Source organism: Streptomyces humicola (genome assembly GCF_024436035.1).
GTDB lineage: Bacteria > Actinomycetota > Actinomycetes > Streptomycetales > Streptomycetaceae > Streptantibioticus_B > Streptantibioticus_B humicola.
On sequence record NZ_JANFNG010000021.1, the window covers coordinates 81,000 to 98,568 of the forward strand.

Annotated in this window: 18 protein-coding genes; 5 read left to right on the forward strand and 13 right to left on the reverse strand. The window is 70.3% G+C overall.

Annotated features, from left to right (window positions below; all coding sequences use genetic code 11):
* Positions 1–49 precede the first annotated feature (49 nt).
* A complete protein-coding gene (locus NGB36_RS23305) occupies positions 50–1,273 on the forward strand; it encodes a glycoside hydrolase family 64 protein (protein ID WP_255922384.1) in 1,224 nt (407 codons plus the stop codon).
* A 9-nt stretch (positions 1,274–1,282) separates the two neighbouring features.
* On the opposite strand, the gene NGB36_RS23310 is transcribed toward NGB36_RS23305, so the two are convergent.
* Both NGB36_RS23310 and NGB36_RS23315 read right to left on the reverse strand, forming a co-directional pair.
* Positions 1,283–2,491, reverse strand: a complete 1,209-nt coding sequence (locus NGB36_RS23310) for a hypothetical protein (protein WP_255922385.1) — start codon at positions 2,489–2,491, stop codon at positions 1,283–1,285.
* A gap of 30 nt (positions 2,492–2,521) precedes the next feature.
* Positions 2,522–3,454, reverse strand: coding sequence for a 5-dehydro-4-deoxyglucarate dehydratase (locus NGB36_RS23315; protein ID WP_255922386.1), 933 nt, complete (start codon positions 3,452–3,454; stop codon positions 2,522–2,524).
* Positions 3,455–3,659: 205 nt separating this feature from the next.
* Here NGB36_RS23315 and NGB36_RS23320 point away from each other — a divergent pair, with 205 nt between their 5' ends.
* Positions 3,660–4,472: an NAD-dependent epimerase/dehydratase family protein gene (locus NGB36_RS23320; protein WP_255922387.1), complete on the forward strand. Its 813-nt coding sequence runs from the start codon at positions 3,660–3,662 to the stop codon at positions 4,470–4,472.
* Positions 4,473–4,522: 50 nt separating this feature from the next.
* Here NGB36_RS23320 and NGB36_RS23325 read toward each other — a convergent pair whose 3' ends face one another.
* From NGB36_RS23325 to NGB36_RS23375, 11 genes are all read right to left on the reverse strand, one after another.
* The gene (locus NGB36_RS23325; RefSeq protein ID WP_255922388.1) at positions 4,523–6,106 is read right to left on the reverse strand and encodes a hypothetical protein; all 1,584 of its coding nucleotides are present in this window, start codon (positions 6,104–6,106) and stop codon (positions 4,523–4,525) included.
* A gap of 297 nt (positions 6,107–6,403) precedes the next feature.
* On the reverse strand, positions 6,404–7,402 hold the full coding sequence (dapD, locus tag NGB36_RS23330; RefSeq protein ID WP_255922389.1) for a 2,3,4,5-tetrahydropyridine-2,6-dicarboxylate N-succinyltransferase: 999 nt from the start codon (positions 7,400–7,402) through the stop codon (positions 6,404–6,406).
* Positions 7,403–7,552: 150 nt separating this feature from the next.
* Entirely contained in the window at positions 7,553–7,771 is a 219-nt protein-coding gene (locus tag NGB36_RS23335; RefSeq protein WP_255922390.1) for an NPCBM/NEW2 domain-containing protein, read from the reverse strand.
* Between the two features lie 65 nt (positions 7,772–7,836).
* Positions 7,837–8,172 (reverse strand): metal-sulfur cluster assembly factor, encoded by a 336-nt coding sequence (locus tag NGB36_RS23340; RefSeq protein WP_255922391.1) that lies wholly within the window; start codon positions 8,170–8,172, stop codon positions 7,837–7,839.
* Entirely contained in the window at positions 8,169–8,624 is a 456-nt protein-coding gene (gene sufU, locus NGB36_RS23345; RefSeq protein WP_255922392.1) for a Fe-S cluster assembly sulfur transfer protein SufU, read from the reverse strand. The genes NGB36_RS23340 and sufU overlap by 4 nt, the downstream gene beginning before the upstream one ends.
* Positions 8,625–8,643: 19 nt before the next feature.
* Positions 8,644–9,900 carry a cysteine desulfurase gene (locus tag NGB36_RS23350; protein WP_255922393.1) on the reverse strand — a complete coding sequence of 419 codons (1,257 nt, stop codon included), beginning with the start codon at positions 9,898–9,900 and terminating at the stop codon, positions 8,644–8,646.
* Between the two features lie 108 nt (positions 9,901–10,008).
* Positions 10,009–10,776, reverse strand: coding sequence for a Fe-S cluster assembly ATPase SufC (sufC, locus tag NGB36_RS23355; RefSeq protein ID WP_255922394.1), 768 nt, complete (start codon positions 10,774–10,776; stop codon positions 10,009–10,011).
* Positions 10,777–10,783: 7 nt separating this feature from the next.
* Positions 10,784–11,113: a bifunctional 3-phenylpropionate/cinnamic acid dioxygenase ferredoxin subunit gene (locus NGB36_RS23360; protein WP_255922395.1), complete on the reverse strand. Its 330-nt coding sequence runs from the start codon at positions 11,111–11,113 to the stop codon at positions 10,784–10,786.
* On the reverse strand, positions 11,110–12,291 hold the full coding sequence (gene sufD, locus NGB36_RS23365; RefSeq protein WP_255922396.1) for a Fe-S cluster assembly protein SufD: 1,182 nt from the start codon (positions 12,289–12,291) through the stop codon (positions 11,110–11,112). Before sufD ends, NGB36_RS23360 begins: the two co-directional genes overlap by 4 nt.
* 67 nt (positions 12,292–12,358) lie before the next feature.
* Positions 12,359–13,780, reverse strand: coding sequence for a Fe-S cluster assembly protein SufB (gene sufB, locus NGB36_RS23370; protein WP_255922397.1), 1,422 nt, complete (start codon positions 13,778–13,780; stop codon positions 12,359–12,361).
* Positions 13,777–14,586, reverse strand: coding sequence for a helix-turn-helix transcriptional regulator (locus NGB36_RS23375; RefSeq protein WP_372509509.1), 810 nt, complete (start codon positions 14,584–14,586; stop codon positions 13,777–13,779). Before NGB36_RS23375 ends, sufB begins: the two co-directional genes overlap by 4 nt.
* Positions 14,587–14,765: 179 nt before the next feature.
* Between NGB36_RS23375 and NGB36_RS23380 the strand changes: the two genes are divergently transcribed.
* The 3 genes from NGB36_RS23380 to NGB36_RS23390 all read left to right on the forward strand — a co-directional run bounded on the left by NGB36_RS23380 (position 14,766) and on the right by NGB36_RS23390 (position 17,561).
* A complete protein-coding gene (locus NGB36_RS23380; RefSeq protein WP_255922398.1) occupies positions 14,766–15,692 on the forward strand; it encodes an ABC transporter ATP-binding protein in 927 nt (308 codons plus the stop codon).
* Positions 15,689–16,474 carry an ABC transporter permease gene (locus NGB36_RS23385; protein ID WP_255922399.1) on the forward strand — a complete coding sequence of 262 codons (786 nt, stop codon included), beginning with the start codon at positions 15,689–15,691 and terminating at the stop codon, positions 16,472–16,474. The genes NGB36_RS23380 and NGB36_RS23385 overlap by 4 nt, the downstream gene beginning before the upstream one ends.
* Before the next feature lie 88 nt (positions 16,475–16,562).
* Positions 16,563–17,561, forward strand: coding sequence for a COX15/CtaA family protein (locus tag NGB36_RS23390; RefSeq protein WP_255922400.1), 999 nt, complete (start codon positions 16,563–16,565; stop codon positions 17,559–17,561).
* Positions 17,562–17,569: the final 8 nt, after the last annotated feature.

Genomic DNA, 17,569 nt, shown 5'->3' on the forward strand with positions numbered 1-17,569 from the left:
AAAGTGTCGAGCGCTGTCCGAGGCACCACTCCCCCCACGGAGGCACGCCATGATCTCCCGCCGAGGCCTGCTCACCGCGTCGGCCGCCGCGCTCGCCACTCCGGCCGTCCTCACCTCCCTGCCGCGCACGGCGACCGCATCGGGCACTACGCCCGCAACTCTCCCGGTCGACCTGGTCAACACCACCGGCTCCGACACCGTCTACGCCTACGTCAGCGGGCAGGACCCCGACAACGGCAATGCCTGGATGTTCCTGCAGGCCGACGGCCGCACCCCCTACTACCCGCCGTCGCCCACCGCGCCCGGCGCACCGCTCGGCGCGGACTGCGCCATCCCGCTCGCCGCGTCCGGCGGCGGACACACCACGATCACGCTGCCGCATCTCGCCGGCGGACGCATCTGGTTCTCCGTCGGCGACAAGCTCGTCTTCCTCGTCAATCCCGGCCCGGGCATCGTCATGCCGTCCGCCGCCAACCCGTCCGACCCCAACGCCGCAACCCAATGGGGCTTTTGCGAGCTGACCTACGACGACAGCCAGCTGTACGGCAACATCACCTTCGTCGACTTCGTCTCGCTGCCGATCGCCCTGCAACTTGCCACCGGTTCCGGGCAGCAGACCGTTGGGGGGCTGCCCGCGGGCGGTCTGGACACGGTGTGTTCGGCGTTGCGGGCCCAGGCGGCGAGCGACGGAAGCGACTGGGCGCGGCTGATCGTCACCGGCTCCGACGGCCGCAATCTGCGTGCGCTCAGCCCCAACACCGCCGCCACCGGGGACCAGAGCCTCTTCTCCGGCTACCTCGACGCCTACATCGACCAGGTGTGGCAGAAGTACCAGTCCACCGACCTGACCGTCGACACCCAGGCCGGGTGGGGCACGGTCACCGGGAGGGTCGGCAACGGGTTGCTCACCTTCCCCTCCGTGGGCAGCTTCGCCAAGCCGTCGACGTATGCGGTGTTCAACTGCAGCACCGCGCCGTTCACCACCGGCAACGACGAGATGGGCAATCTCAGCGCCCGGCTCGCCGCCGCGCTGAACCGCACGACGCTGCTCGACGACGCCGACCAGCCGGACGGCGAGAACCCCGCGTCCTACTACGCCCAGCCGCGCACCAACCACTACGCCCGCATCGTGCACGCCACCACGGCCGACGGGCTCGGCTACGCCTTCCCGTACGACGACGTCCACCCGGCGAACGGCGACGTCGAGGGCAAGGTCCAGGCCGCCCACCCGACCCGGCTCACGGTGACCGTCGGCGCCCCCACCTCGGGGTGAGGGCGAGGGTCACAACCGGGCGAGCGCGTCGCGCACCGCCGAAAGGTCGGTGTCGGAAGCGAGACCCGCGTGGTAGAGGCGGAGCTGGCCGGCGCCGAGGGCGGCGGCGTGGGCGGCGTCCGCGGCGAGGGTGCCGGGGCTGCCGCCCATCCCCGCCACGACGGTGAGGTTGGCGGCGAGCACGGCGCCCGGCCACCGCTCACTGCGCTCGGCGAACGGACGCCACACGGCGGCGCGTTCCGTCTCGTCGCCGGTGCTGGGCAGGATGAGCCCGTCGGCGTGCGCGAGGACGTCCTCCGGGTCGACGCCCGCGTTGGCACCGCAGCGATGCGCCGCGGGGTCGGCGTGGAGCAGCACCTGGAAGTCAGGCGGAGCCTCGGCACGTACCGCCGCGACCGTCGCCCGCTGGAACTCGCGCGCGACACCGCCGCGCCAGGCCATGGTGAGCGCCGCACGATCGGGGCCGAGCAGTCCGACCACCTCGTCCCATTCTCCGTCCCGGTCGCAGGCCTCCGGTCCTGCCGTGCGCTCCCCGGCCCACACCGGTGCGAGGGCCGTGCGTATCGCACCGCTCAACTCGTCGGGATCCGCACCGAGTCCGGCGTATCCGGCCCGGCAGCTGTCGCAGAAGCAGACCGACATCAGGTACTGCGCGGCGCCGCCGAGCGCGACCCCGGCGGTCTTGTCGTGAGCGTGGAGGTGGGCCAGGCCGTACCAGCCGCACGACTCCAGTTCGGTCCCGGCCGCGCCCGGTCGCGAGGCGGCCTCCGCCGCCAGCTCCACCGCGTAGCGGAGCACCTCGGGTTGTGCGATGCAGGGCGCCCACGGGTACCGGTCGCCGTAGGCGTTGCGCACGCAGATCCGCGGGAACTCCTCCCCGAGGCGCGAGTTGTGCGCCAGGACCACCCATGAGTGGACCTCCAGGCCGGCGTCGGCAAGCGCCGTGGCCGCCTCGCCCCACGCGTCGGCGGCGGGTGACCACCGGTGCCGGTAGGGGCGCAACTCCCGGTCACACCAGCGCCGTTCGGATGGCGTGTAGAGGACGGCGGAGTGGAGAGCGGTGACGACGCGGTGCGCCGGATGACGCGGCGTCAGCGCACGCGTGGAGTGGTAGGCGGAGGCGAGGGTGGCCTGTTCGACGCCGAGGTCGGCGATCCGGCGGGCCGCATCCGGATCACCGATGACGTCCCAGGGGTAGAGAAAGGCCGATGCGCGCAACGGAGCTCCCGGGAAGGGCCGCAGGGATGGTCATTCGCCGCCGAGCAGGGCGAGGCCGCGGTCGATCAGCTCGCTCAGCTCCTTGACGTGCGCGGGCGACGGCTCGGAAAGCGGCGGACGCACCTCCCCCACGTCCTGGCCGCGCAGCCGGACCCCGGCCTTGACCAGCGATACCGCGTATCCCTTTCCCTGGTTGCGCAGCTCGACGAGCGGCCGGTAGAAGCCGTCGAGCAGCAGGTCGACCGTGACGTCGTCGCCGGTGGTGAGCGCGCGGTGGAAGGCGAGGGCGATCTCGGGGGCGAAGCAGAAGACGGCCGAGGAGTAGAGCCGGATGCCGATGCCTCGGTAGGCGAGCGCGGTGAGTTCGGCGGTGGGCAGTCCGTTGAAGAAGCGGAAGCCGGAATCGGGGAGCTCCTGGCGTACGGCGGAGACGATCCGCTGCATCAGGTCGAGGTCGCCGATGCCGTCCTTGAGGCCGATGATGTTGGGCACCTTGGCGAGTTCGACGACGGCGCGCGGGGTGAACACGGCGTTGTCGCGCTGATAGACGATGACGTCGAGCGGTGTGCCCGCGGCGAGCTGCGCGTAGTGGCGCAGCAGTCCCTCCTGGTCGGCGACGACCAGGTAGGGCGGCATGGCGAGCAGCCCGTCGGCGCCCGCCTCCTCGGCGAGGCGCGCGAAGCGCAGCGCGAGCGCGGTGCCGTAGCCCGCGCCTGCGATCACCGGCACCCGGCCTGCGGCCTCTTCGACGGCGGCGGCGACGCAGTCGTGGAACTCCTCGGGGGTCAGTGCGTGGAACTCGCCGGTGCCGCAGCACGCGAAGACCGCGCCCGCTCCGGCCTCGATCCCGGCGCGGACATGGGCTCGGCAGGCACCAAGGTCCAGGCTGCCGTCCGGGCCGAAGGCGGTCACCGGGAAGAAGAGCACGCCGTCCAGGCGCCCAATCGGCGGGACTGCGGTCATCGAGGTACCCCCACGTTCTGAAGTCTGATTCACGTCCATATTCGTGAACATCGTCGACGCGGCAACGCTAGGCCAGCACCGTCGGCCCGGTCAAGCGCGGAGAGCTGTCGCCCCAGATACCTTGAACCGGGCAACGAGCATTCCTTGCTCTGCCCACGTACGTGAACAATATGGATGCGACCGATTCGGCGAGGAGACCCCGCCCATGCCCGCTCCCCGCACTCTCCTGCTCACCGGCGCCGCCGGCGGCCTGGGCACGCTGATGCGCGAGCTACTGCCCGGCGTGTACGGGTACGAACTGCGGTTGTTCGACGTCAACCCGGTGCCGGGCGCACCGGATGCGATCACGGCAGACCTCTCCGACACCGGCGCGCTGCGGGAGGCCGCGCGCGGCGTCGACGCGATCCTGCACCTCGCCGGCATCTCCCTCGAAGCACCGTTCGAGAAGATCCTGCGCGCCAACATCGAAGGCACCTACAACCTCTACGAGGCCGCGCGCGAGGCCGACGTCAAACGCGTCGTCTTCGCGTCGAGCAACCACGCGGTCGGATTCACACCGCGCCCGCTCGACGGCGACCCGGTCGTCCCCGTGGACACCCCGCACCGCCCGGACACCTTCTACGGCCTGTCGAAGTGCTTCGGCGAGGACCTCGCCTCGCTCTACTGGGACCGGCACGGCATCGAGACGGTCTCGGTGCGCATCGGTTCCTGCTTCCCTGAGCCCACCACCGTGCGCATGCTCTCGATCTGGATGAGTCCGGCCGACGGGGCGCGGCTCTTCCACGCCGCTCTCACTGCGGAGAACGTCGGCCACACCGTCGTCTACGGCAGCTCCGCCAACACCCGGCTGTGGTGGGATCTCGGTCCTGCCCGGGCGCTCGGCTACCGGCCCCAGGACAACGCCGAGGTCTACGCAGACAAGCTCATCGCCGAGCAGGGCGAGCTCGACGCGGCCAACCCCGAACACGCCCACCTGGGCGGGCAGTTCTGTACCAATCCGCCCATCTGGCCGCACTGACGCCATGGCGGGACACCGGTGGCGGCGCGGGACCGGCTACGCGTCCCGGCTCAGGCGCCCGCTCCCGAGCGCGCCTTGAAGGCGGCCTTGCGCGCCTCCTTCGCCGTCTTCCTGTCCGGATGCAGCCGTCCCATGGCCTCCAGCACGTCGGCGGTAGCGGGGTGGTCCACTCGCCACGCCTCGTCGAAGAACCTGTCATGCCGGGCGACCAGGTCGCTCACGAGCTCGCGCAGCAGCTCCGCGTCGTCGTCGACGTCCAGCTGCGCGGCGAGCGTGTCGATGGTCAGCCAGAAGACCATCGCTGCGTCCGGTGCAGGGACGTCCGCGGCTCCGCGCTCGGTGAGCCAGACCCGGGCGAGCCCGCCGAGCTCCCGGTCGTCGAGGACCTCGCGCAGCGCCGGCTCCGCCTCCATGCCGAGCCGACCCAGGGTCTGCTGGCAGGCGAGACGCCGCGCGGGCGCCTCCGGATCCGCGCCGCGCGCCGCCGCGAGCAGCTCGCGCGCCGCCTCGACGGACTGCCGTCCCGCGAGCCACAGGGCGCTCTCCTCGGCCGCGGCCGCCTCCGGATAGACGACGAGCGCAGCGAGCAGCGCGTCGGCGTCCTGCCCGGCGAGGTCACCGACGACAGGGACGCGCACCCCGGCCTCACGCAGGCGTTCGCGCACGCCGGCCACGCCGAGCGGCGTCAGCAGCACCATGCCGTAACGGGCGACTTCCTCCTCGCCGAGTTCGCTGACGTCGCCGAGCTCACCCATGTCCTCGAAGTCGGCGGGCCCGCCGAGCCCCCTCGGCAGGGCGGCAGGATCCGTCGCGGCGGGCGGTGCGTCGTCCTCCGTGATCAGCGCGTCGTCCACCGGCCGGTACTCGACCAGGCCGGTCGGTGCGAGCATCCGGAAGTGGTCGTCGAGGCGCATCATCGCCTCCGACACCTCTTCGAGCACCGCGTCGGTCGGCACCTCCATCTCATCCGGCACCACCATGGACGCGGCGAGCACCGGCAGCGGCACCCCGGCCGACGAGACGTCACCGTCACGGCGGCCGTCGAGCTCCTCCAGGGCGCTGAGCAGATAGAGGTTGACGAGCGCCCCGTCGAGGAACGCCGCTTCCTCCTCCGGGTCCCATTCGAGACCCTCGGGGGCGAATCCGCGGCCGCCGTCCTCCGGGCCCTCGGCCACCGCCTCGTCGATGAAGTCGGCGAGCCCCGAGGTCGCGGCCTCGTCGAGGACCGCCTCCAGACCGGAGCGCCACAGGCCGATCACGTCGCCCGGATCACCGGAGTCCAGCAGCTCGAGCCCCTTGCCCGGTGCTGCTGTGCCCGCCGGCTCGTCGAGATCCGCTGCCTTCGCGGCGTCCTCCGGAAGCTCGACCTCGACCAGGCCGGTATCCACAGCGAGCGCCCACGCATCGGCGGTGTCGGCGGTCCCCTCCGGCTCGTCGGTGAGCCCCAACTCAGCGGTTGCGCACGTCAGGTCGTCGGCGACGAGCTCCGCAGCCGCGTTGATGCGTACGTTCGGCACCGCCCAGCGGGCGAGGCGCACCGCACGCTCGAAGAGCGGCGCGCCGAGAGCGAGCCGCGCGAGGTCGGTGTCGGGAAGCAGCCGCACCGGCGGCATGTCGTGGCTGTCAGCAGCCATGTGAGGCGTTCTCCTCGTGGGGTTCGGTACCGGGCGGGGGCCTTGGTCCAGCGTAGACGCAACGAGGCGCCGACCGCCGGGGTCACCGGACCGCGGTAACCGAAAATCGCCAATGAACGGTCGGGGACGAGAGGCCGGCCGGGCTGCTCGACGCCCACGAGGCGGCCGCACGCGCGACCGCTCGTGGCCGAGGTGCAGGGCTGACGCGCAGTGCGCGGCACGGCTGCGGCGCCGGTTCCCACGTGGGGAGGGACCGGCGCCGCAGCCGTGCGTGAAAAGCGGATCAGTTGTGCGTGATCAGTTATGGCTGTGCAGAGCCGCGTTGAGGCCACCCCACGAGCCGCTGCGCTGTAGCACCTCGACGGTGCCCGTCACCGAGTTGCGGCGGAAGAGCAGGTTGGTGGCGCCGGAGAGTTCGAGCGCCTTGACGACCTGGCCGTCGGGGAGGGTGACCCGGGTGCCCGCGGTCACGTACAGACCCGCCTCGACCACGCAGTCGTTGCCCAGGCAGATGCCGATCCCGGCCTGGGCGCCGAGCAGGCAGCCCTCGCCGATCGAGACGATCTGCTTACCGCCGCCGGAGAGCGTTCCCATGATCGACGCGCCGCCGCCGATGTCGGAGCCGTCGCCGACCACGACGCCCTGGCTGATACGGCCCTCGACCATCGACGTGCCGAGGGTGCCGGCGTTGAAGTTGCAGAAGCCCTCGTGCATGACGGTGGTGCCCGACGCGAGGTGCGCGCCGAGCCGCACCCGGTCGGCGTCGCCGATCCGCACGCCGGAAGGCGCCACGTAGTCCGTCATCCGCGGGAACTTGTCGATGCCGTAGACGGCCAGGTGCAGCCCCTCGGCGCGGGCCGCGAGCCGGGCACGCTCGACGTTGGCCACCGGGACCGGGCCGATCGACGTCCACGCCACATTCGCCAGTAGCCCGAAGATGCCCTCCAGATTCTGGCCATTGGGCTTGACCAGGCGGTGGCTGAGCAGGTGGAGGCGCAGGTAGGCGTCGTGCGCGTCGAGCGGCTTGTCGTCGAGGGAGGCGATGACCGTCCGTACCGCCACGACCTCGACCCCGCGCCGTGCGTCGGGCCCGGTGGCCTTCGGCGCGGCGTCGCCCAGCAGCTCGGCGGCCTGCTCCGCGGTGAGCCGCTCCGTGCCGGCCGGCCCGGCCTGGGCGACGAGCTCGGGCGCGGGGAACCAGGTGTCGAGAACGGTTCCGTCGTCGGCGATGGTGGCAAGACCGGCGGCGACGGCGCCCGTGGCGCGGGTATCGGTCGTGGCAGTCGAATCAGTCATGCTCGAACGCTAACCGCTCCGTGCGCAGCTTGCCCAACCCGCTCGTATAGCGGAATCGGGATTCCGGATCCATGCCGCGCCCCCGGCCACTCGGAGGTGGCCGGGGACGCGGAACGAAGCACGGACCGGCTCAGCGGCGGCCGGCCGCAATCACCCGCTCCACTGGAACTGGGTGTCTGCCCAGTCGCCGTGATCGTTGCCGTTGCCGTCGCCGCCGTCGCTGGTCTGCAGCTCCACCTTCTGTACGCCGGTCAGTGGCACATTGATCTTCTGCGCGGTGCTGCCCACACGAAGGTCGGCCTCGACGATGTTCAAAGCTGCGCGAATGAGCGTTTTTCCTAGCATCATCGCGCAGACATAGATAGGCATTGCGCAAAGCTAAACAGCCGCGCCCGCCGGCAAAGCGCCGGCGGGGACGGCTGTTGGCCGGTATATCAGACGTTGAAGCCCAGTGCGCGAAGCTGCTCGCGCCCTTCGTCGGTAATCTTGTCGGGGCCCCACGGCGGCATCCAGACCCAGTTGATCTTCAGGTCGTTCACGACGCCCTCAGTGGCCGCCTTCGCCTGGTCCTCGATGACGTCGGTGAGCGGGCACGCCGCCGAGGTGAGCGTCATGTCCAGGGTGGCGACGTTCGACTCGTCGATGTGGATGCCGTAGATCAGGCCGAGGTTGACGACGTCGATCCCCAACTCGGGGTCGACCACGTCGTACAGTGCCTCGCGGATCTCGTCCTCGGTGGCGAGCTTGGTGGTGGCGGATTCCTCGCTCATGCTGTCTCCCTCTCGGCCAGCGCCTGCGCCGTCGCGTCCTTCCACGCCATCCAGCTCAGCAGAGCGCACTTCACGCGCGCCGGGTACTTCGAGACGCCGGCGAACGCGACCGCGTCCTCCAGCACCTCCTCCATCGCGTCGTCCGGCTCGACCTTGCCCTTCGACTGCATCAGCTCCAGGAACAGCTCCTGCACCTTCTGCGCCTCGGTGAGCTCCTTGCCGACGAGCAGGTCGTTGAGGACGGACGCGCTGGCCTGGCTGATCGAGCAGCCCTGGCCCTCGTACGACACGTCCGCGATCGTCGTCCCGTTGAGCTTCACACGCAGGGTGATCTCGTCACCGCACGTCGGGTTGACATGGTGCACCTCGGCGTCGCCGTCCCGCAGGCCGCGCCCGTGGGGGTGCTTGTAGTGGTCCAGGATCACGTCCTGGTACATCGAATCGAGCTTCACAGCAAAAGCGCCCTCGTCGTCAGCCGAAGAAGTTCCGTACGTGCTCGAGCCCCTCGACCAGGGCGTCGACCTCGGCCGGGGTTGAGTACAGATAGAACGACGCCCGCGTGGTCGCAGGAATTCCGTACCGCAGGCAGACCGGCCGCGCGCAGTGGTGCCCGACGCGCACCGCGATCCCGAGCTCGTCGAGGACCTGGCCCACATCGTGCGGGTGGATGTCGCCGAGGGTGAACGAGATCGCCGCGCCGCGGTCCTCGGCCGTCACCGGGCCGACGATACGCAGATCCGGCACCGCGCTCAGGCGCTCCAGCGCGTATGCGGTGATCGCGTGCTCGTGAGCGGCGATGTTCTCCATGCCGATCGAGGAGAGGTAGTCGACGGCGGCGCCGAGACCGATCGCCTGCGCGATCGGCGGCGTGCCCGCCTCGAACTTGTGCGGCGCCGGGGCGTACGTGGAGGAGTGCATCGAGACGGTCTCGATCATCTCGCCGCCGCCCAGGAACGGCGGGAGGTCCTCCAGCAGCTCCTGACGGCCCCACAGCACGCCGATGCCGGTCGGACCGCACATCTTGTGGCCGGTGAAGGCCACGAAGTCCGCCTGCAGCGCCTGCACGTCCAGCGGCATGTGCGGCGCTGCCTGCGAGGCGTCGACGACCACCAGCGCGCCGACCTCCTGGGCGCGGCGCACGATCGCCTCGACCGGGTTGACGGTGCCGAGGATGTTGGAAACCAGCACGAACGAGACGACCTTGGTCTGCTCGGTGATGACCTCGTCGATGTTCGACAGATCCAGCCGGCCCTCGTCGGTCAGGCCGAACCACTTCAGCTTCGCGCCGGTGCGCTGCGAAAGCAGCTGCCACGGAACGATGTTGGAGTGGTGCTCCATCTCCGTGATGACGACTTCGGTGCCGCGCTCGACACGGTAGGGCTCGTCGGCGAAGCCGAGCATGTTCGCCACCAGGTTGAGCGACTCCGAGGCGTTCTTGGTGAATATCACCTCGTTGCGGCTTGGCGCGTTGATGAACTCCGCGACCTTGTCGCGAGCGCTCTCGTAGGCAGCCGTGGCTTCCTCGGCGAGGACGTGGACACCGCGGTGGACGTTGGAGTTGTAGCGCTCGTAGTAGTCGCTGAGCACATCGAGCACCTGACGCGGCTTCTGCGAGGTCGCCGCGTTGTCCAGGTACACGAGTTTCTTCCCGTCGTGGACCAGGCGGTCCAGGATGGGGAAGTCCTTGCGGATCGCCTCGGTGTCGAGGAGTCCCGGCAGCTGTGTCACTCTGATGCACCTCCGTTCGCCGCGCCGCGCCAGCGGCTGATGTCGCGCCCGCCCGCGAGGCGAAGCTGCGGGTTGAGTGTCGAGGGCAGGCCGGCGGCCTCGCGTGCGTCACTCACCTGATGCGCCGCCCTTCACGTATGCGGCGTAGCCCTCGTTCTCCAGCTTGTCCGCGAGTTCGGCGCCGCCGGACTCCACGATCCGGCCGGCCGCGAAGACGTGGACGTAGTCGGGCTTGATGTAGCGCAGGATGCGCGTGTAGTGGGTGATCAGAAGGGTGCCGACCTGGCCCGTCTCCCGCACCCGGTTGACGCCCTCGGAGACCACGCGCAGCGCATCCACGTCGAGGCCGGAGTCGGTCTCGTCCAGGATCGCGATGGCCGGCTTGAGCAGCTCGAGCTGGAGGATCTCGTGGCGCTTCTTCTCACCGCCGGAGAAGCCCTCGTTGACGTTGCGCTCGGCGAAGGACGGGTCGATCTGGAGATGCTCCATGGCCTCCTTGACCTCCTTCACCCAGGTCCGCAGCTTCGGGGCCTCACCGCGCACCGCCGTGGCGGAGGTGCGCAGGAAGTTGGAGACCGACACACCCGGAACCTCGACCGGGTACTGCATGGCGAGGAAGACACCGGCCCGCGCCCGCTCGTCGACGCTCATCGCGAGCACGTCCTCGCCGTCGAGGGTGACGGTGCCGCCGGTGACCGTGTACTTCGGGTGGCCGGCGAGCGAGTACGCGAGCGTGGACTTGCCGGAGCCGTTGGGGCCCATGATGGCGTGCGTCTCGCCCTGCTTCACGGTCAGGTCGACCCCGCGGAGGATCTCGCGGGGGCCGTTCTCGGCCTCGACGGAGACGTGCAGGTCGTGGATCTCAAGCGTTGCCATGGGTGCCTCAGGACTCCTGGGTGACGGAGACGAGTACGTCGTCCCCTTCGATCTTGACGGGGTATACGGGGACAGGCTGGGTGGCGGGCAGCCCGGACGGCTTGCCGGTGCGCAGGTCGAAGCTGGAGCCGTGCAGCCAGCACTCGATCTGGCAGTCCTCCACCTCGCCCTCCGACAGCGACACGTTCGCGTGCGAGCAGACGTCGTTGATCGCGAACACCTCACCCTCGGTGCGGACGATCGAAATCGGCGTGGAGCCGACCTCGACGCGCTTGGGCGTGTCCTCTTCGAGCTCGCTCAGTGCGCAGACGCGGACGAAGCCATTGGCCGTGGTCATGAGACGGATGCCTCCAGCTCCTGCTCGATCTTCGCCAGCAGCCGCTCCTCCAGATCGGCCATGCCGATCTGCTGGACCAGTTCGGCGAAGAAGCCGCGCACCACCAAGCGGCGCGCCTCGTCGTGCGGGATTCCTCGCGCCATCAGGTAGAACAGCTGCTCGTCGTCGAAGCGGCCGGTCGCCGAGGCGTGGCCCGCGCCGACGATCTCACCGGTCTCGATCTCCAGGTTGGGGACCGAGTCGACGCGCGCGCCATCGGTGAGCACGAGGTTGCGGTTGAGCTCGTAGGTGTCCGTGCCCTCGGCCACCGCGCGGATGAGAACATCGCCGATCCACACCGCGTGCGCGTCCTTGCCCTGCAGCGCGCCCTTGTAGGCGACGTTGGAGCGGCAGTGCGGCGTGTCGTGGTCGATGAACAGCCGGTGCTCCTGGTGCTGGCCGTTGTCGGTGAAGTACAGGCCGTACAGCTCTGCCTCACCGCCCGGGCCGCCGTAGATCACCCGCGGGTGCAGACGCACCACGTCGCCGCCGAAGGTGACCACCACCGACTTGAAGGTGGCATCCCGGCCGACCAGCGCGGTGTGCTGGGCGACGTGCACCGCGTCACGGTCCCAGTCCTGGACCGAGACCACGGTGAGCTTGGCGCCGTCACCGAGCACGTACTCGACGTTGGCGGCGAGCGTCGCGTCGCCGGTGTGGTCGATGACCACCACGGCCTCGGCGAACGCGCCGACCTCGATCTGGGTGTGCCCGTAGGCGACGCCGCCCTCGCCGTGCACCGCGATCCGCACCGGCTCGGTGAGCACCGCGTCCTTCGGGACCGTCACCACGGACGCCTTCTCGAACGAGCTGTACGCCTGGGCCGCGACCCGGTCCACCGGCTTGCCCGCCCGGCCGAGCCGCGCATCGCCGCGGTCGACGGTCTCGACGATGACGCCCTCCGGGGCGGTCACGTCGACCCGCAGGCCGCCGGTCGCCTCCGCGGTGCCGTCGTGCAGACCGCGCAGCCGCTCCAGCGGCGTGAACCGCCAGTCCTCCTCGCGCCCGTGGGGCACGGGGAAGTCGGCCACGTCGTACGAGGCGGGGGCGCTCACCCGCGCATCGGCGGGCTGCTGCGCCTGCTGGCCAACCTGGATGGCACCTTCGGTGGTGCTGCCGGCCGGGATGTTGTCAGCCATGGCTGTCGTACTGCTCTCTTTCTCGTTCAGCGAAAGGTTCGCGCGATGGGGCGGGGTGGTTGCGGCACTAGCCGACCGCGCCCTCCATCTGCAGCTCGATCAGCCGGTTGAGCTCCAACGCGTACTCCATCGGCAGCTCGCGGGCGATGGGCTCGACGAAGCCGCGGACGATCATCGCCATGGCCTCCTGCTCGGTGAGTCCCCGGCTCATCAGGTAGAACAGCTGGTCCTCGCTGACCTTGGAGACCGTCGCCTCGTGGCCCATCGACACGTCGTCCTCGCGGACGTCGACGTACGGGTAGGTGTCCGACCGGGAGATCGTGTCCACCAGCAGCGCGTCGCACAGCACGTTGGACTTCGCGCCCTTGGAGCCCTCGCCGATCTCGATCAGACCCCGGTACGAGGTGCGGCCGCCGCCACGCGCGACGGACTTCGAAACGATGTTGGACGAGGTGTTCGGCGCCAGGTGGACCATCTTGGCGCCGGCGTCCTGGTGCTGGCCGGAGCCGGCGAAGGCGATCGAGAGGGTCTCGCCCTTGGCGTGCTCGCCCATCAGGTAGACGGCCGGGTACTTCATCGTCACCTTGGAGCCGATGTTGCCGTCGACCCACTCCATGGTCGCGCCCTCGTAGGCGACGGCACGCTTGGTCACCAGGTTGTACACGTTGTTCGACCAGTTCTGGATGGTCGTGTACCGGCAGCGGGCGCCCTTCTTGACGATGATCTCGACCACCGCGCTGTGCAGTGAGTCGGACTTGTAGATCGGCGCGGTGCAGCCCTCGACGTAATGGACGTACGCGTCCTCGTCGACGATGATCAGCGTTCGCTCGAACTGGCCCATGTTCTCGGTGTTGATCCGGAAGTAGGCCTGCAGCGGGATCTCCACGTGCACGCCCTTCGGCACGTAGATGAACGATCCGCCGGACCACACCGCGGTGTTCAGCGAGGCGAACTTGTTGTCACCTGCCGGGATGACGGTGGCGAAGTACTCCTTGAACAGCTCCGGGTGCTCACGCAGCCCGGTGTCGGTGTCCAGGAAGATGACGCCCTGCTCCTCGAGGTCCTCACGGATCTTGTGGTAGACGACCTCGGACTCGTACTGGGCGGCCACACCCGCGACCAGCCGCTGCTTCTCCGCCTCCGGGATGCCCAGCTTGTCGTAGGTGTTCTTGATGTCCTCGGGCAGTTCCTCCCAGGACTCCGCCTGCTTCTCCGTCGAGCGCACGAAGTACTTGATGTTGTCGAAGTCGATCTCCGACAAGTCCGAGCCCCAGGTGGGCATCGGCTTCTTCTCGAACAGCTTCAGGCCCTTCAGCCGCAGCTTCAGCATCCACTCGGGCTCACGCTTCTTCGCCGAGATGTCGCGGACGACATCCTCGGACAGCCCGCGCCGGGCCGAGGCGCCCGCCACGTCGGAGTCGGCCCAGCCGTACTCGTAGGTGCCCAGGCCCTCGAGCTCCGGGTGAGTGGTCTCCGTGGGAGCAGTCATGCGGGGTTCCTCCCGGACGTGCGTGCAGATGCAGGGTTGGCTTGCGGAAGTGTTTGCGGTACGAACGTCGTGCAGACGCCGTCGCCGTGGGCGATGGTGGCAAGACGCTGTACGTGCGTTCCGAGCAGGCGGGAGAAGACCTCGGCCTCCGCCTCGCACAGCTGCGGGAATCGCTCGGCGACATGGGCCACCGGGCAGTGGTGCTGGCAGAGCTGCTCACCGGCCAGCCGCTGCGCGCGGCCGGCGATCGCCGGCGCGCCACGCGTAGTAGCAGCGTACCCGTCCTCCGTCAGCGCCCGGGCGAGCGCCTGGGTGCGTTCCTCGGGAGCGGCGGCCTCGACCGTGGCGCGGTAACGCTCGGCCTGCGCGGCGATCCGGGCGCGGGCGAACGCGGCCACCGCGGCCTCGCCCTTCTCCCCGCCGCCCGCCGACTCGGCGATCCAGCGCAGCGCATCGACCGCGAGCTCGTCGTAGGCCTGGTAGAAGGCGTCCCGGCCGCAGTCGGTGAGCGCGAAGAGCTTCGCCGGACGGCCACGGGAGCGCGATCCGTAGACACGCTTCTCGCGGGGTTCGACGATGCCCTCCGCGACGAGCGCGTCCAGATGGCGGCGTACGGCCGCGGGGGTGAGTGCGAGGCGCTCGGCGAGATCGGCAGCGGTGGACGGGCCGTGGTCGAGGATGGAGCGGGCAACCCGGTTGCGGGTGCCGCGGTGGCCCTCGGCCTCACCCTGGTCGAAGGCAGGCAGCACAGAGGCGGCGGTCGGTCCGACCGCCTGCTCCCGGGAAGCCTCGCCCGCGTATTTCACAACGCCATTGTTGCGTAATTCTCCGGCCGCGTACAAGCGGGGTCCGGATCATGGACGGTGTGCTCCATCACGTAAGGCACACCTAACCGGACATCGTGCCAACCCGCCGACGGAGTCGGCTGACGTCCGAGCGCAGGCCCCCTGCCGCGGCTCCAGGCGGCCTCCCTAGACTCTGGGCCATGCAGAGCACCCCCGCGGTCGAGGTCACAGGCCTGGTCAAGCGGTACGGGGCGAAGACCGCGGTGAACGGGCTCGACCTCTCCGTACCGCGCGGCTGTGTGGCCGCCGTCCTCGGCCCCAATGGCGCCGGGAAGACCACCACCGTCGAGACCTGCGAGGGCTACCGCCGCCCCGACGCCGGTCACGTCCGCGTCCTCGGACTCGACCCGGTCGCCGAGGCGGCCGCGCTGCGGCCCAGGATCGGGGTGATGCTGCAGTCCGGCGGCGTCTACCCCGGCGCCCGGGCTGCCGAGATGCTGCGGCACACCGCGAAGCTCCACCGTGACCCGCTGGATCCGGACGCCCTTATCGAGCGCCTCGGCCTCGCTTCCTGCGGCCGCACCCCGTACCGGCGGCTCTCCGGCGGCCAGCAGCAGCGCCTGGCTCTCGCCATGGCCGTGATCGGCCGTCCCGAGCTGGTCTTCCTGGACGAGCCGACGGCGGGACTCGACCCGCAGGCGCGCCGGGCCACCTGGGACCTGGTGCGCGAGCTGCGCGCCGACGGGGTCACCGTCGTGCTGACCACCCACTTCATGGACGAGGCGGAGCAGCTCGCCGACACCGTCGCGATCATCGACGGCGGCAAGGTGATCGCCCACGGCGCCCCCGAGGAGCTGGCCCGCGGCGGCGCCGAGGACACCCTGCGCTTCTCCGGCCGTCCGGGCCTCGATCTCGCCTCACTGCTCAAGGCGCTGCCCGCCGACACCGCCGCCGCCGAGCTGACACCGGGCAGCTACCGGGTCGAGGGCAAGGTCGACCCGCAGATGCTGGCCACCGTCACCTCCTGGTGCGCACAGCACGGCGTGATGCCCGACCGGATAGCGGTGGAACGGCGCACGCTGGAGGACGTCTTCCTCGAGCTCACCGGCAAGGAGCTGCGTTCATGACCGCGACCACCGAAACGACCAGCGGTGCCTTCACCCCGCAGCCGGGAGCCGCTCCGCTGCCGCGCATGATCGCCGCGCAGACCTCGCTGGAGACGCGGATGCTGCTGCGCAACGGCGAGCAGCTTCTGCTGACGATCGTCATCCCCGCCCTGCTGCTCGTGGTCTTCAGCGCCGTGCCCATCATCGACACGGGAGCGGGCAAGCGCGTGGACTTCCTGGCACCCGGGCTGCTGGCGCTCGCCGTGATGTCGACGGCGTTCACCGGGCAGGCGATCGCCACCGGATTCGAGAGGCGGTACGGGGTGCTCAAGCGGCTGGGCGCCTCCCCGCTGCCGCGCTGGGCGCTGATGACCGCGAAGACGGGTTCGGTGCTGGTCACCGAGGTGCTGCAGGTCGTCCTGCTGACGGTGATCGCGTTGGCGATGGGCTGGTCGCCGACGGGCGATCCGCTCTCCGTCGTGCTGCTGCTGGTTCTGGGGACGGCGGCGTTCTCCGGGCTCGGGCTGCTGATGGCGGGGACCTTGAAGGCAGAGGCGACGCTCGCCGCGGCCAATCTCGTCTTCCTGCTGCTGCTCGTGGGCGGCGGGGTCGTCGTACCGCTGGGGAAGTTCCCGCACGCCGCACAGAGCGTGCTCCAGCTGCTGCCGATCTCGGCGCTCTCCGACGGGCTGCGCGGTGTGCTGCAGCACGGCGGCGGGATGCCGTGGTCGGATCTGGGGATCCTGGCGGTCTGGGCGGTGCTCGGACTGGGCGCGGCGGCCCGCTTCTTCAAGTGGGAGTAGGACCGCACACCGCGGTCGCACCCGCTCGTGAAGGATAGAGTGCCCCCGCGGTGCAGGGGCCGCGCAAGCGCAGTTCTACGATGAGCGGGTGCCGAACACGCTCAATCCCCTCGCGCTGATCGCGCGTCACTGGCAGCCCTCCGCGAAGTTCGTGGAGCGGGCGGCGCTGGCTTCCGTGGTGATGGCCGTCGTCATCGTGGTCACCGGCGGAGCCGTGCGGCTTACCGAGTCCGGGCTCGGCTGCCCCACGTGGCCGACCTGCACGGCGCAGAGCCTGACGCCCACCCCGGCGATGGGCATCAACGGCGTGATCGAGTTCACCAACCGCATGCTGACGTACGTCTGCTGCGCAGTCGTGGGCCTCGCGATCATCGCCGCGCGGTCCCGCTCGCCGTGGCGGCGCGACCTCACCCGGTTCGGCTGGGCCCAGTTCTGGGTGGTGATGGGCAATGCCGTGCTCGGCGGCATCGTCGTCCTCACCGGTCTCAACCCCTACCTCGTCGGCTCGCACTTCCTGCTGGCCGCGGCGCTGCTCACCGTCGCCCTGCTGATGTGGCAGCGGACCCGTGAGGGGAGCGGGGCCGCACGCGACCTCGTGGTGCGACCGGTACGCCAGCTCGCCTGGGTGCTGGTCGCGGCGGCGACGGCGCTGATCGTGATCGGCACGGTGGTCACCGGCGCCGGGCCGCACGCGGGCGACGCCCGTCACGTGGCCCGCATCCCCGTCGACTGGCGGGAGATCACCCAGCTGCACGTGGACTTCGTGTACATCGTGATCGGGCTGACCGTGGCGCTGTGGTTCGTGCTGCGCGCGGTCGACGGTCCCGGCGCCGCGCGGCGGCGGGTGGTCGAGCTGTTCGTCGTACTGATGGCGCAGGGCGTGATCGGCTACGTGCAGTACTTCACGCATCTGCCGGTCTTCGTCGTCGGCCTGCACATGTTCGGCGCGTGCCTGGTGTGGATCGCGGTGCTGCGGGTGCCGCTCGCGCTGCGCGAACGCCCGTACCGTGCGCAGGACGGAGAGGAGGCCGGGCAGGCGGCCGCCATCCCGGCCCAGGACCCGGCCGTCACCGCCGCCACCGTCTGACCCGGGCT

What these genes read in the sequence shown, in the direction of transcription:
- NGB36_RS23305 (WP_255922384.1), top strand. Translation starts at nt 50, where the DNA reads ATGATCTCCCGCCGAGGCCTGCTCACCGCGTCGGCCGCCGCGCTCGCC.
- NGB36_RS23315 (WP_255922386.1), bottom strand. Translation starts at nt 3,454, where the DNA reads ATGACCGCAGTCCCGCCGATTGGGCGCCTGGACGGCGTGCTCTTCTTC.
- NGB36_RS23320 (WP_255922387.1), top strand. Translation starts at nt 3,660, where the DNA reads ATGCCCGCTCCCCGCACTCTCCTGCTCACCGGCGCCGCCGGCGGCCTG.
- NGB36_RS23325 (WP_255922388.1), bottom strand. Translation starts at nt 6,106, where the DNA reads ATGGCTGCTGACAGCCACGACATGCCGCCGGTGCGGCTGCTTCCCGAC.
- dapD (WP_255922389.1), bottom strand. Translation starts at nt 7,402, where the DNA reads ATGACTGATTCGACTGCCACGACCGATACCCGCGCCACGGGCGCCGTC.
- NGB36_RS23335 (WP_255922390.1), bottom strand. Translation starts at nt 7,771, where the DNA reads ATGCCTATCTATGTCTGCGCGATGATGCTAGGAAAAACGCTCATTCGC.
- NGB36_RS23340 (WP_255922391.1), bottom strand. Translation starts at nt 8,172, where the DNA reads ATGAGCGAGGAATCCGCCACCACCAAGCTCGCCACCGAGGACGAGATC.
- sufC (WP_255922394.1), bottom strand. Translation starts at nt 10,776, where the DNA reads ATGGCAACGCTTGAGATCCACGACCTGCACGTCTCCGTCGAGGCCGAG.
- NGB36_RS23360 (WP_255922395.1), bottom strand. Translation starts at nt 11,113, where the DNA reads ATGACCACGGCCAATGGCTTCGTCCGCGTCTGCGCACTGAGCGAGCTC.
- sufD (WP_255922396.1), bottom strand. Translation starts at nt 12,291, where the DNA reads ATGGCTGACAACATCCCGGCCGGCAGCACCACCGAAGGTGCCATCCAG.
- sufB (WP_255922397.1), bottom strand. Translation starts at nt 13,780, where the DNA reads ATGACTGCTCCCACGGAGACCACTCACCCGGAGCTCGAGGGCCTGGGC.
- NGB36_RS23380 (WP_255922398.1), top strand. Translation starts at nt 14,766, where the DNA reads ATGCAGAGCACCCCCGCGGTCGAGGTCACAGGCCTGGTCAAGCGGTAC.
- NGB36_RS23385 (WP_255922399.1), top strand. Translation starts at nt 15,689, where the DNA reads ATGACCGCGACCACCGAAACGACCAGCGGTGCCTTCACCCCGCAGCCG.